Genomic DNA, 12,312 nt, shown 5'->3' on the forward strand with positions numbered 1-12,312 from the left:
GAAATGGAGCGCCGGCCGACCTTGCGGGCGAGACGCCCGCGCTCCGTTCATCACGCGGCGCAGGCCAAGAAGCCCTTGCGGATCTCGTCTTCCTTCAGGTCGCGGCCGATGAAGACGATTTTCGACGTGCGCTTCTCGTCGGCGCGCCAGGGGCGCTGGGTGTCGCCGTCCAAAATCATATGCACGCCTTGGAAGACGAAGCGCCGCGGCTCGTCCTTGAAGGCGAGAATGCCCTTGGAGCGCAGAATCGACGGGCCGTCGCGCTGCACCAGATCGTTGATCCAGGGCATGAATTTTTCCGCATCGACATCGCCCTCGATCTCGAGCGCGACCGACTGCATGTCCTCGTCATGATAATGTTTGAGGCCGTGATGATGGTGGCCGTGATCATGGTCATGATGGTGGTGATGATCGTGATCGTGGTCGTGATCATGCTCGTCGGCGTGCAAGAACTCCGGCTCGATCTCGAGGATGCGGTCGAGATCGAACGCATTGCGGCCAAGCACCGCATCGAGCTCGACCTGCGCCTTCACCGTCTTGTGCAGCCGCGCATAGGGGTTGATGGCGCGAATGCGGGCCTCGACCTCGCGCAGCTCCTCAGGGCTTACGAGATCGGTCTTGTTGAGCAGGATCACATCGGCAAAGGCGATCTGGTTCTTCGCTTCGGGCGCGTCCTTGAGCCGTGCGGCCAGCCATTTGGCGTCGGCCACCGTCACGACGGCGTCGAGTCGCGCCGCGTTCTGCACATCGGTATCGACGAAGAAAGTCTGCGCGACCGGGGCCGGATCGGCCAAACCGGTGGTCTCGACGATGATGGCGTCGAACTTGCCCTTGCGCTTCATCAGGCCTTCGAGGATGCGGATGAGGTCGCCGCGCACGGTGCAGCAAATGCAGCCGTTGTTCATCTCGAACACTTCCTCATCGGCCCCGACGACGAGGTCGTTGTCAATGCCGATTTCGCCGAACTCATTGACGATCACCGCATATTTCTTGCCGTGCGGCTCGGACAGAATCCGGTTGAGCAAAGTGGTCTTGCCGGCGCCCAGATAACCAGTAAGCACCGTGACGGGAATTTTGTCGGACATGGCAACTCCAAGAGTCCTGAACGCGCCCCAACCGGGCGGTAGAGAGAATTTGTGCCTCTAATATGGCTTGCCGAGCGCCGATTGGAAGCCCTCGCCTAGGGTGAGGGCTTAAAACGGGTGGTACTGGTACAGCCAAGTCTCGGTCAGCACCCGATCGCCCGTCTTCAGGAAACAGCGCATTTCGACCGGATCCGAGCCGTCCACCGTCAAGTCGAATTGCGCGCGCCAATGGCCGGGAACGCCGTCCGGCACCGCCTCGGTAAAGACGTAGGAGAAGGTCCCGCGCGAGGCCGACAGCACGGCCTCGGGCTTCACGCCGAACGGGATGCTCTGCAGCGGGCCGCCGAGGAATTCGATCATGAATTTGCGCACGCCCTTCGGGCGCGGCTGGCCGGGCTGGCCGCCGTTGCCGAGGCGCGTCGCGGTGCAGATACCAAGGGTCACCGCCGGATAGGGCTCGCCGTCGAGCCAGAACAGGCGGTATTTGAGATTGAAGGTCTGCCCAGCCGTGGCGGGTTCGGCCGGCACCCATTGGGCGACGATATTATCGTGGATCTCGTCGTCGGTCGGAATTTCGACCAATTGGACCGACCCTTTGCCCCAAGGCGCGAGCGGCTCGACCCACAGGCTCGGGCGGCGTTCGTAATGCACGCCATCCTGATAATGATCGAACGCGCGGTCCCGCTGCAGCAGGCCGAAACCGCGCGGGTTGATGTCCTGGAAGGCCGAGGCCATGATGCGGGGCGGATTGTTCAGCGGCCGCCACAAGCGCTCGCCCGAGCCCGTCCACATGGCCAGACCATCCGAATCGTGCACTTCGGGACGCCAGTCGATCGCCGTCGGCTTCATGGTTTCGGAGAACCAATACATCGAGGTCAGCGGTGCGATGCCGAAACGCGCGATATCGGCGCGCAAATTCAGCGATTGCTCGATCTCCATGATCACGCCCTTGCTGCGCGTCATCACGAAGCGGTAGGCGCCGGTCACCGACGGGCCGTCGAGCAAGGCGTAAACGGTGATCGAGCCGTCGTTTTTGCCCGGCTCGATGTAAAATTCGGTGAAATCCGGGAATTCTTCCGCCTTGCCGGCCACCGCGACATCGAGGGCAAGGCCGCGCGCCGACAGGCCGTATTGGTAAAGCTGGCCGATCGCCCGGAAATAGGACGCGCCGAGAAACGCGACCCAATCGTTCTTGTGCCAGTCGAGACGCCCGTCGCGCGGCTCCTGGATACGGAAACCGGCGAAACCAGAGCCTTCCGGCAATTGCTTGGCCGGCGAATCGGCCGGCATGTCGAAATAATTCGCGCTGTAGATGATCCGGCGGCTCTGATTGCCCGTCACCACATTCATCCCCACGGCTTTTTTGAAGAATTTGCCGAGATGGAAGAACGTGACCGGATATTTGCCCGGACCGTTGGCGAACAGCGCCATTTCGGTGCGGTAATGGATCTTGCCGTGCGCCTCGTAATCGATCTTGTCGAGGATCTCTGGCGACGGTTTGTCCGGCCCGACGTAATCCTGCCTGGCCATGGCGGCCGCCCGCTCCTTGAGCACCTCGAAAGAAAACGGCGTGCTCGGCCCGAATTTCAGGCCCTCGGCCGCAAGCGCCGCCGTGCCGCCGGACGCGGCAAGGCCTGCGACGAAAGAGGCGCCCGCAGCTTTGATCAGATGACGGCGATCCATCGGCTCAGTCATGATTGTCCTTGCAATGCAGAGTCTTAAGGGCGAGAGGCGGCCGGTCGAACCGTCCTGCTAAAGATCAGTCGAAAATGGGTTCGTGCCGGATCGCAGTGCGCAGGAAATAATAGAGCGCGACGAGACCGAGCAGCGCAAAAGAGATTTCGCAGATATGGCTCAAGGTCGGGCCAAGCTGAAACATGCCGCCCAAGGCCCAGCCCGCCGCCCAGGCGGCGCCGACGAATTCGGTTCCCACCAGGAAAAACAGGGCAATGATGGTCCGCATGTTGCGCCAGATGATCGTCCTGCCACCAGCCAAGGGGAAACTCCTGTTTCATTTTAATTCCCTGGCACTATAGCATAGCGGGAATCCGTGCAAGGGAGGGGCTTAAAAACCGCAGTATCTGCGTCTGCGGTATAGCCCCGTTTTGCCGACAAATTTGGACGTGAACGTGACCGACACGCATACTTTCGGAAAGGCCGCCGTCGCGGCCCCCCATCGACTTGCCTCCGAAGCCGGCCTCGCCATTCTGCAAGAAGGCGGTAACGCCCTGGAGGCGATGGTGGCCATGGCCGCAACCATCGCCGTGGTCTATCCGCACATGAACGGGATCGGCGGTGACGCCTTTTGGCTCATCCACGCGCCGGGCAGCAAAGTGCACTATATCGAGGCCTGCGGCCCCGCTGGCGCGCTGGCGACGGTCGAGCGCTACCGCAAGCTGGAGTTGGACCGCATTCCCGTGCGTGGCCCGCACGCCGCATTGACGGTGCCGGGGGCGATCGGCGGCTGGATTCAGGCGCTCGACATGGCGCAGGCGCGCGGCGGGCGGCTGCCGCTCAAGGACTTGCTGTCGCATGCAGCTGAGCAGGCGCGGAAAGGTTGCCCGGTCTCACCATCCGAAGCACGCTATCCCACCGACGAATGGGAGAGCCTTGTAAGCGCACCGGGCTTTCGCGAGACGTTCCTGATCGACGGCAAGGTCCCGGACGCCGGCACGGTGCGGCATTATCCGGCCCTCGGCGCGACGCTGGACCAACTGGCCCATGCCGGGCTTGCCGATTTCTACCGCGGCGACGTCGCGCGCGAGCTTGCGGCCGATCTGGAGAAGATCGGCTCGGCCGTCACGCGCGAGGATCTGCGCCGCTACGAAGCCTGCTGGCGCGCGCCGCTCACCCTGCGGCAAAAGGATATTTCGCTCTACAATTCGCCGCCGCCGACGCAAGGGCTCGCGAGCCTCATCCTACTCGGCATTTTCGCCCGGCTCAAAAAAGACGGCGGTCCCGACTCCTTCGCCCATACGCACGGCTTGATCGAGGCGACCAAGCGCGCCTATGCGATCCGCGACCGCGTCTGCATCGATTTTGCGCATTTGGTGGAAGATCCCAAATCCCTTCTCACCGCGGACAGCTTAGGCCAGGAGGCCGAAATGATCGACATGTCGCGCACGGCCAGCGTGCCGGTGCGGCCCCACAAAGGCGACACGATCTGGATGGGCGCGATCGGCGCCGACGGCCTGGCCGTCTCCTATATCCAATCGATCTATTGGGAATATGGCTCGGGCTGCGTGTTGCCGCGCACCGGCGTGCTGATGCAGAACCGCGGCATGTCTTTCTCGCTTGATCCGCAGGCGCTGAACACGCTGCGTCCGGGACGGCGGCCGTTCCACACGCTCAACCCGCCGCTCGCCCTGTGCGATGACGGTCGTGTGATCTCGTATGGCTCGATGGGCGGCGACGGACAGCCGCAATTCCAGGCGCAGATTCTGTCGCGCTACTTAAGCGGAACCAATGTCGCCGCCGCGCTCGACGCGCCGCGGTTTCTCTACGGCCGCACCTGGGGCGCGGACAGCTTCTCGGTCAAACTCGAAAGCCGGTTCGAGTCCGGTGTCGCGCGCGCCTTGGCGCGGGCCGGACACGAGATCGAATATTCGCCGCATGCCTATGCCGACATGTTCGGCCATGCCGGCATGCTGGTGCGTCACCCAAATGGCCGCATCGACGCGGCGCACGACCCGCGCGCGGACGGCACCGCGCTCGGTCTCTAACGACGTGCGCTCAGCCTTGCCGCTCGCGCAACGCCTCCTCGATCTTCTGATCGGTCCTGTACTGGCTCAGGGCATAGACCGCCCAAATGGTCGCCGGAATCCAGCCGATCAGCGTGATCTGCAGAATGAGGCACACAAGCCCCGAGAAAGGCCGGCCGATGGTGAAAAACGTCAGCCACGGCAAAAGGAAGGCTATGATCAGTCGCATGGGGCGTCCTTCTTGAGGCTCATCGTGCACACATAAGCGCGCCGGCCTCGCCGTTCAACGGCGGCTCCAGACGCCTATCGGTTTGATAGATGCGATTCATCACAAAGATTTGATGGAAAACGCAAGGTCTGCCCCACATACTGCCGCCGTTCTCGGGGAGATCTTCATGTCCAAACTGTCTTTGCCAGATATTCGTGCCAAATTCCGGGCACTGCACGATCATGGCTGCTTCGTCATCCCGAATGCCTGGGACGTCGGCTCTGCCGTCTATCTGCAGCACATGGGATTTCCGGCCGTTGCGTCGACAAGCGCCGGTTTCGCCTTCACCCTGGCGCGTCCCGACAACGGTATTCCTTTGTCCGCGCTGCTGCAACACTTGCGCGATTTGAGCGGCGAATTGCAGATCGGTGTGAACGCCGATTTCGAGAATGCTTTCGCAGATGACCTTGAAGGAGTTGCCGCAAACGTGACGAAGGCCGTTGCGACAGGCGTTTCCGGCCTCTCCGTCGAGGATCTCACCGGCCGCAAGGACAAGCCGCTCTATGATTTCGATCTCGCGGTGAGGCGCATCCGCGCGGCACGTGCCGCGATCGATGCGACCGGTGAGAACGTCATGCTGATCGCCCGCACCGAATGTTTCTGGCTCAGCACGCCCGGCCCGTTCGATGAAGCCATTAAGCGTGCGACGGCATTCGCGGAGGCCGGCGCCGATTGCATCTTCGTGCCGGGCGCGCTTTCGCGCGAACAGATCGCGACTTTGGTGAAGGAGGTCGCGCCGCACCCCGTCAGCGTCATCCGCAATTCACCCGGCTTGACCGTCAGCGAACTCGCCGATCTTGGCGTACGCCGGATCAGTGTCGGCCCATTGCTGGCGCGCGCGGCGTGGACGGCTTTCGTCGAGATGGCGAAGGAAATCCGCGAGTCCGGTTCGTTCGATTCGGCCGCCAAGCTTATGCCAACCGCGCCGCTGAACGAGTTGTTCGCACAGCATGCCGCGCAATTGTAAGCGCGCATCGCACTAACCGTCTTCATCGCTCATTGACGAGTTGGCACCATGACATCCTTTGCTCCTGATCTTCCCATCGGCGATATTGTCGACACGCGTCCTGCACCACGTCCCGAGCGTGTGACGCTGCGCGGCCGTTACGTCACGCTTGAACCGCTCGATCCGATCAAACATGCCGAGTCGATCTATGCCGAAACCCATGGGCCGGACGCGCCGCGGATCTGGCAATATATGGGCGAAGGACCCTTCGCCGACCGCGCCGCATTCGATGCGCATGTCACAGCAAAATCCGCTTCCGCCGATCCACTGTTCTTTGCGATCATCGACAATGCCAGCGGCCGCGCGCTCGGGTGGCAGACGTTGATGCGTATCGATACGGCGAACCGCGTGATCGAAGTCGGCAATATCGTTTATGGCGCGAGCCTGCAGCGCACCCAAGCCGCGACGGAAGCGCAATATTTGTTCGCGCGCTACATCTTCGACGATCTCGGCTACCGGCGCTACGAATGGAAGCTCAACAATTTGAATGCGCCGTCGCGGCGGGCAGCGGAACGATACGGCTTCACCTTCGAAGGCATCTTCCGCCAGCACATGATCATCAAGGGCCGCAATCGCGACACGTGCTGGCTCGCGATGCTCGATCATGAATGGCCGCGTTACAAAGCGGCATTCGAAGCCTGGCTCGATCCTTCGAATTTCGACGCGCAAGGCCGGCAAAAGCGATCCCTCACCGCATGCCGCCCCGCCATGATCACGCCCAGTATCCGCCGCGCCACGCCGCATGATGCGGAGAAGATCATCGCACTTCAGCATGATGCCTATGCGGCGAACCGCGCCTTGATCGGCGCGGAGCCGATTCCCCTGCTCGCGAATTATGCCGAGATTCTTTCGCGTGACGATGTGTGGGTCGCGGATGTGCATGGCGACATAGCTGGTGCGCTGATTTTGCAACCGCAGGACGATCACATGCTGATCTGGAGCATCGCCACCGCTTCGCACTTTCAGCGGCAAGGCATCGCGAACGGCCTTCTGGACTTTGCCGCACAACATACGCGGCAAATGGGTTTTGCGCTTTTACGGCTCTACACCGGCCAAAAGCTTGAACGAAACGTCGCCTGGTATCAGCGCCATGGTTTTGCCATCGACCGTATTGAACAGCTCCCCGATCGCGTTATTGTGCACATGAGCAAGAACCTAAACTGATGGGTCGGGGAGTGAAGCATGGCGGGACGTCTCGTAGGCAAGAGAGCGATTTTGACGGCTGCAGGCGCGGGCATCGGCCGCGCGACGGCGGAGGCCTTTGTTGCCGAGGGCGCGGAAGTCATCGCGACCGACCTCGACATCACCAAGATGGAAGGATTGCTGGGCGCGACATTGCATGCGCTCGATGTGCGCTCGAGCGATGATGTCGAGGCGCTCGCGCGCCAATACGGTCCCGTCGACATCCTGTTCAATTGCGCGGGCTATGTGCATCACGGCACGATTCTGGACTGCTCGAATGCCGACTGGGAATTTTCATTCGACCTGAACGTCAAGTCGATGCACCGCACCATTCGCGCCTTTTTGCCGGGCATGCTGGAGAAGGGCAAAGGCTCGATCGTCAATGTCGCGTCCGGCGCCGGATCGATCCGCGGCATTCCCAACCGCTATGTCTATGGTGCGACCAAAGCCGCGGTGATCGGCCTGACCAAGGCGGTGGCGGCGGATTTCATCAAGCGCGGCATCCGCTGCAACGCGATTTGTCCGGGCACGATTGAGAGCCCGTCGCTCGACGATCGGATCGCGACCTTGGCCCACAACTCGGGTCAAGCGGTGGACGCCGTGCGCCAGGCTTTCGTCGACCGCCAGCCGATGGGGCGGCTTGGCACGCCATATGAGATTGCGATGCTCGCAGTCTATCTCGCCTCGGACGAGTCGAGCTACACGACCGGGCAGACCCATTTGGCCGACGGCGGATTTGCTTTGTAAAAACTGATCGGGCTGAGGCCGTCCTGGCGATAGATCCCAGGGGAGCGGCACGGCCCCGCCCGTTCAGCCCATTCTCACTTTTCGACGACTTCGATCTTGACGCGTGCGGTTCCGGCGCGGCGGAAGCCGAGAGCATCGGCGGCGCCGCGCGACATATCGATGAGGCGGCTGCGAATGAAGGGGCCGCGATCGTTCACGGTCACCTGGACCGAGCGGCCATTGCCAAGATTGGTGACACGAAGATGCGTGCCGAAGGGGAGAGACCGGTGGGCTGCCGTGAGGCCGCCGGGGTTGAACCTGGCACCGCTCGCTGTGCGGCCGCCGCCGGAATAATAGGAGGCTTTACCCGTCCAAGTGGCGGCATGCGCCGATAGAATAGATGAGGATATGAATAATACACTTAGGATTATCTTGTTCAACACTTCCGCTCCGTTTGCACTCACCGGCATGGGCGAGGCTTTGAGGGCGCGGTTCTCACGTCGAAATAAGGTCAAAACGAGGCATGAGGCGATTTTGTGTCAAGATATAGCCTGAAATGTCAGGACTTTTGCCTTAAGTACGTTGAAATATAGGCGTTTTTCGATCAAGGAAACCTGGATTCATTTGCATATACGCACGCGATATTCGCTTAACCGTGGAGAGACAGGATGCATATTTTGATACTCGGCGCGGCCGGCATGGTCGGGCGCAAGCTCACCGAGCGCCTTGTGAACGACGGCCATCTGGCCGGCCGGGAGATCGGAAAAATGACCTTGGTGGACGTGATCGAGCCGTCGGCGCCGCCAGCCGGCATGCCGGTCACCTGCCTGGCCCGCGACATTTCGCAGCCCGATTTCGCGGCACCCCTGATCGCCGAGCGGCCGGATGTGATCTTCCATCTCGCCGCCATCGTCTCGGGCGAGGCCGAGGAGAATTTCGACAAAGGCTATGCCATCAATATGGACGGCGTCCGGATCCTGCTCGAGACGATCCGGGCGGAATCCCGGCGCGGGCCCTATCGGCCGCGGCTCGTCTTCACCTCATCCATCGCGGTGTTCGGCGCGCCCTTCATCGAGCCGATTGCGGACGAGTTTTTCTGCCAGCCGCTCACCAGCTATGGCACCCAGAAGGCGATCGGCGAATTATTGCTCTCCGACTACACGCGCAAAGGCTTCGTCGATGGCATTGCCCTGCGCTTCCCGACCATTTGCGTGCGGCCGGGAAAGCCCAATCTCGCGGCGTCGGGCTTCTTCTCGAACATCATCCGCGAACCGCTGGTCGGCGTTGAAGCCGTGCTGCCGGTGCCGGACGATGTGATGCATTGGCATGCCTCACCGCGTGCGGCGGTCGGCTTTCTTTTGCACGCTGCGGCCCTCGACACCGAGACGATGGGGCCGCGCCGCGCGCTCACCCTGCCCGGCCTGGCGGTGACGGTGGCGGAACAGATCGCGGCTTTGCGGCAGGTGGCCGGCCAAAAGGCGGTCGACCTGATTCGCCGGCTGCCCGATCAGCGCATCGGGCAAATGGTCGCCGGCTGGCCGCGCCGCTTCGATCCGAAACGGGCGCTGGCGCTCGGATTCCGCGCGGATGCGAGTTTCGAGGAGATCATCCGCATCCATATCGAGGATGAGCTTGGTGGCCGCCTAGCTTAATACCAACGGTCACGAAGAGTGACCGTTGGTTCCTTTCTTCATTTTTCGCCTTTTCAAGGCGATAGCGAAAAATGAAGAGTGGTCCAAAGGTCGCTCTTTGCGACCTTTGGCACAACGCCTGAAGAGGAAGGCGGCCTGAATGCTTAAAGAGGGGTCAGTCTTCGATCTTGCGCAGCATCAGCGGCTTGCCGCCTTCTTTTGCTTCCTTGACCCAATAGCCGGTATTTTCCAGCTCGAACCGCGCCTGGTGGCCCCCGCGCGCCGTCAAGACCAGCCAACCGCCGCTGTAGGACCAGGCCACGGGATCGAAAATGACCATGCCCTGGTCGCGGCACGCGGGCGAAAGATAGGCACGGCCGCGGCCCGCGCTTTCCAGGGTCACGAGGCAGCCGGTGTCCTTCTCGTTCTCGCGAAACACACGATAGCGGCCTGCGAGGCTGCCCGGAGATACGATATTATGCGGCGTCTGTTCGACGAGGCGCGGCTTGGTGGCGGCATGCAGGGCCGAAACACCCAGGGACAGGCCGGATGCACCCAGGAGCAACGCCGAAAAAGCCACTCGAACAAGCCGCCGCATGGAAGATCCTCAAAAATATCGTTTGCCCAATAGGTCGCCGGGTCAAGCCTATCGCGCAAGCTCATGCGATGCGCAAGAGCAATTTCCGCCGGCCAGATGAGCGCCGGCCGGCGGCCAACACGCTTCCCGCCCGGGTCAATCCGCCTTTTCCAGCCGCGGCCAAGGGGTTTCGGCCACGGGTGTGAGCGGCCCCTTGCCGGCGGCATAGGACAGCATGTTTTCGGCCACCAGATGCGCCATAGCGTCGCGGGTCCGGTGCGACGCCGAGCCGACATGGGGCAAAAGCACGACATGATCCATGTCGAGCAGCGCTTGTGGCACTTGGGGCTCGTGCGCGAAGACGTCGAGCCCGGCGCTCATGATCTCGCCCTTTTGCAGCGCCGCGACAAGTGCGTCCTCATCAACCAGCGACCCGCGCGCCACATTGATCAGCACGCCGCGCGGCCCGAGCGCGCGCAACACCGCAGCATCGACGAGATGTTTGGTGCTTGGGCCCCCCGGCGCAATGACCATGAGAATGTCGACGGCCGCCGCCATTTCCAGCACCGTCGCATAATACGGATAAGGCACGTCGGGCTGCCGGCTGCGGCCGTGATAGGCGATTTTCACCCCGAAAGCCTCGGCCCGCCGGGCGATCGCCTTGCCGATCCGGCCGAGGCCGAGAATGCCCATGGTGCGGCCCTGCAACGAATCCGAGAGCGGAAAATTCGCCTGCTGCCACTTCCCCGCGCGCAGATAGCGCTCGGCCTGAGGCAATTGCCGAAGCGTCGAGAGCAGCAGCCCCATGGCCGTGTCGGCCACCTCTTCGTTCAGCACATCCGGCGTGTTGGTGACGACGACACCATGGGCGGCGGCCCATTTCGCGTCGATATGATCATAACCGACGCCGAAACTGCTGACGATTTCGAGATTGGGAAATTGCCCGAGAAACTCGCCACCGACCCGCCGATGCCCGGGCGCGCCGGCCAGAATGCCGCGAATACGCGGCGCCAGCTCTTTCAAAGCTGCGTCCGCGTCCGGCGTTTCCCATAATTTATGCAAGGTGAGCTTGGCTCCGACCTCCTGCGCCACCAGAGGATTGCTCAGAGCGGCCGGCATGAGGACTTCGAACATGAAAAGATGCTCCCAACGGACATTTGGCTTCGATTTTTGGCCGCCGACAAGAAACGGTTACCGGCGCAACTTATGCTACAAGTTTCCATCCGCCATCAAGGAGATGACCTGATGAAGATTGAAGACGTCAAGAAATCCGCCTTTGCGATGCCACTCACGAGCCCTGCCTACCCGGTTGGGCCGTACCGTTTTTACGATCGCGAATATATGATCATCACCTACCGCACGGATATGGACGCGTTGCGCGCCGTCGTGCCTGAACCGCTCGAAATCACCGACCCGATCGTCAAATACGAATTCATCCGCATGCCGGATTCGACCGGCTTCGGCGATTACACCGAAACCGGGCAGGTCATTCCCGTCCGCCTCAATGGCGAAGACGGCGGCTATGTGCATTCGATGTATCTCGATGACGAAGCGCCGATCGCTGGCGGCCGCGAACTTTGGGGCTTTCCGAAAAAGCTGGCGAGTCCGAAAATTACCCATGAAGGCGATGTGATCGTCGGCAAGCTGCATTACGGCTCCACTCTGTGCGTCAACGCCTCGATGGGCTACAAGCACAAGATCATCCACCAGGCGCCGGTGAAGGCTTCGCTGGAAAAGGCGAGCTTCCTCATCAAGATCATCCCGCATGTGGACGGCAGCCCGCGCATTTGCGAGCTGGTGCGCTACTACATCACCGACGTCAACATGAAAGGCGCATGGTCGGCACCGGGCGAGTTGCAATTGTTCCACCACGTGATGGCCGACGTCGCCAAATTGCCGGTGCGCGAAGTGGTTTCAGCGCTGCATTTCAAGGCGGATCTGACGCTGGGGCTCGGTGAGGTGGTGTACGATTATCTGGAGAAGTGAGATCGCCTAGCCTTCTTCCCCGCATAGAGACTATGCGGGGAAATACGGAAAGCAAATGCCGCCGTCATTGCGAGCAAAGCGAAGCAATCCATCCCTAACTGATTAATTATTTGTAACGCTCTCAACGCTCGCTTCGAGCATATTTTTGCC

The 12,312-nt window shown here is 61.6% G+C and carries 13 protein-coding genes; 6 read left to right on the plus strand and 7 right to left on the minus strand.

The genetic code is table 11. The features are described 5' to 3' along the window. Positions 1–50: 50 nt before the first annotated feature. The 3 genes from V9T28_RS20570 to V9T28_RS20580 form a co-directional block, all read right to left on the minus strand. Positions 51–1,085: a CobW family GTP-binding protein gene (locus tag V9T28_RS20570; protein ID WP_116401828.1), complete on the minus strand. Its 1,035-nt coding sequence runs from the start codon at positions 1,083–1,085 to the stop codon at positions 51–53. A 108-nt stretch (positions 1,086–1,193) separates the two neighbouring features. Next, positions 1,194–2,780, minus strand: a complete 1,587-nt coding sequence (locus V9T28_RS20575) for a glucan biosynthesis protein (protein WP_116401829.1) — start codon at positions 2,778–2,780, stop codon at positions 1,194–1,196. A 64-nt stretch (positions 2,781–2,844) separates the two neighbouring features. Then, positions 2,845–3,081, minus strand: coding sequence for a hypothetical protein (locus V9T28_RS20580; protein ID WP_339071791.1), 237 nt, complete (start codon positions 3,079–3,081; stop codon positions 2,845–2,847). Between the two features lie 133 nt (positions 3,082–3,214). Between V9T28_RS20580 and V9T28_RS20585 the strand changes: the two genes are divergently transcribed. After that, entirely contained in the window at positions 3,215–4,807 is a 1,593-nt protein-coding gene (locus V9T28_RS20585; protein WP_116401933.1) for a gamma-glutamyltransferase family protein, read from the plus strand. A gap of 10 nt (positions 4,808–4,817) precedes the next feature. Here V9T28_RS20585 and V9T28_RS20590 read toward each other — a convergent pair whose 3' ends face one another. Beyond that, positions 4,818–5,015: a YqaE/Pmp3 family membrane protein gene (locus tag V9T28_RS20590; RefSeq protein WP_116401830.1), complete on the minus strand. Its 198-nt coding sequence runs from the start codon at positions 5,013–5,015 to the stop codon at positions 4,818–4,820. Between the two features lie 166 nt (positions 5,016–5,181). On the opposite strand from V9T28_RS20590, the gene V9T28_RS20595 reads away from it, so the two are divergent. The 3 genes from V9T28_RS20595 to V9T28_RS20605 are packed head-to-tail and all read left to right on the plus strand — an operon-like array spanning position 5,182 to position 7,989. After that, entirely contained in the window at positions 5,182–6,021 is an 840-nt protein-coding gene (locus V9T28_RS20595) for an isocitrate lyase/PEP mutase family protein (protein WP_116401831.1), read from the plus strand. 48 nt (positions 6,022–6,069) lie between these two features. Next, positions 6,070–7,224 (plus strand): GNAT family N-acetyltransferase, encoded by a 1,155-nt coding sequence (locus V9T28_RS20600; protein ID WP_116401832.1) that lies wholly within the window; start codon positions 6,070–6,072, stop codon positions 7,222–7,224. An 18-nt stretch (positions 7,225–7,242) separates the two neighbouring features. Further along, positions 7,243–7,989: an SDR family oxidoreductase gene (locus V9T28_RS20605; protein ID WP_116401833.1), complete on the plus strand. Its 747-nt coding sequence runs from the start codon at positions 7,243–7,245 to the stop codon at positions 7,987–7,989. Positions 7,990–8,063: 74 nt separating this feature from the next. Here V9T28_RS20605 and V9T28_RS20610 read toward each other — a convergent pair whose 3' ends face one another. Then, the gene (locus V9T28_RS20610; protein ID WP_245424176.1) at positions 8,064–8,408 is read right to left on the minus strand and encodes a septal ring lytic transglycosylase RlpA family protein; all 345 of its coding nucleotides are present in this window, start codon (positions 8,406–8,408) and stop codon (positions 8,064–8,066) included. A 228-nt stretch (positions 8,409–8,636) separates the two neighbouring features. Here V9T28_RS20610 and denD point away from each other — a divergent pair, with 228 nt between their 5' ends. Beyond that, positions 8,637–9,620 (plus strand): D-erythronate dehydrogenase, encoded by a 984-nt coding sequence (denD, locus tag V9T28_RS20615; protein WP_116401835.1) that lies wholly within the window; start codon positions 8,637–8,639, stop codon positions 9,618–9,620. A gap of 154 nt (positions 9,621–9,774) precedes the next feature. Here the strand turns inward: denD and V9T28_RS20620 are convergent, their stop codons facing one another. Beyond that, a complete protein-coding gene (locus V9T28_RS20620) occupies positions 9,775–10,197 on the minus strand; it encodes an AprI/Inh family metalloprotease inhibitor (RefSeq protein WP_116401836.1) in 423 nt (140 codons plus the stop codon). Between the two features lie 135 nt (positions 10,198–10,332). After that, complete coding sequence (locus V9T28_RS20625) at positions 10,333–11,310, minus strand: 2-hydroxyacid dehydrogenase (protein WP_116401837.1); 978 nt, start codon at positions 11,308–11,310, stop codon at positions 10,333–10,335. A gap of 111 nt (positions 11,311–11,421) precedes the next feature. On the opposite strand from V9T28_RS20625, the gene V9T28_RS20630 reads away from it, so the two are divergent. Next, complete coding sequence (locus V9T28_RS20630) at positions 11,422–12,162, plus strand: acetoacetate decarboxylase (protein WP_116401934.1); 741 nt, start codon at positions 11,422–11,424, stop codon at positions 12,160–12,162. The last annotated feature ends 150 nt before the right edge of the window (positions 12,163–12,312 follow it).

The sequence above is a fragment of the Methylovirgula sp. 4M-Z18 genome, assembly GCF_037890675.1.
GTDB lineage: Bacteria > Pseudomonadota > Alphaproteobacteria > Rhizobiales > Beijerinckiaceae > 4M-Z18.

What these genes read in the sequence shown, in the direction of transcription:
- V9T28_RS20605 (WP_116401833.1), top strand. Translation starts at nt 7,243, where the DNA reads ATGGCGGGACGTCTCGTAGGCAAGAGAGCGATTTTGACGGCTGCAGGC.
- V9T28_RS20625 (WP_116401837.1), bottom strand. Translation starts at nt 11,310, where the DNA reads ATGTTCGAAGTCCTCATGCCGGCCGCTCTGAGCAATCCTCTGGTGGCG.
- V9T28_RS20575 (WP_116401829.1), bottom strand. Translation starts at nt 2,780, where the DNA reads ATGACTGAGCCGATGGATCGCCGTCATCTGATCAAAGCTGCGGGCGCC.
- V9T28_RS20595 (WP_116401831.1), top strand. Translation starts at nt 5,182, where the DNA reads ATGTCCAAACTGTCTTTGCCAGATATTCGTGCCAAATTCCGGGCACTG.
- V9T28_RS20620 (WP_116401836.1), bottom strand. Translation starts at nt 10,197, where the DNA reads ATGCGGCGGCTTGTTCGAGTGGCTTTTTCGGCGTTGCTCCTGGGTGCA.
- V9T28_RS20570 (WP_116401828.1), bottom strand. Translation starts at nt 1,085, where the DNA reads ATGTCCGACAAAATTCCCGTCACGGTGCTTACTGGTTATCTGGGCGCC.
- V9T28_RS20600 (WP_116401832.1), top strand. Translation starts at nt 6,070, where the DNA reads ATGACATCCTTTGCTCCTGATCTTCCCATCGGCGATATTGTCGACACG.
- V9T28_RS20590 (WP_116401830.1), bottom strand. Translation starts at nt 5,015, where the DNA reads ATGCGACTGATCATAGCCTTCCTTTTGCCGTGGCTGACGTTTTTCACC.
- V9T28_RS20630 (WP_116401934.1), top strand. Translation starts at nt 11,422, where the DNA reads ATGAAGATTGAAGACGTCAAGAAATCCGCCTTTGCGATGCCACTCACG.
- denD (WP_116401835.1), top strand. Translation starts at nt 8,637, where the DNA reads ATGCATATTTTGATACTCGGCGCGGCCGGCATGGTCGGGCGCAAGCTC.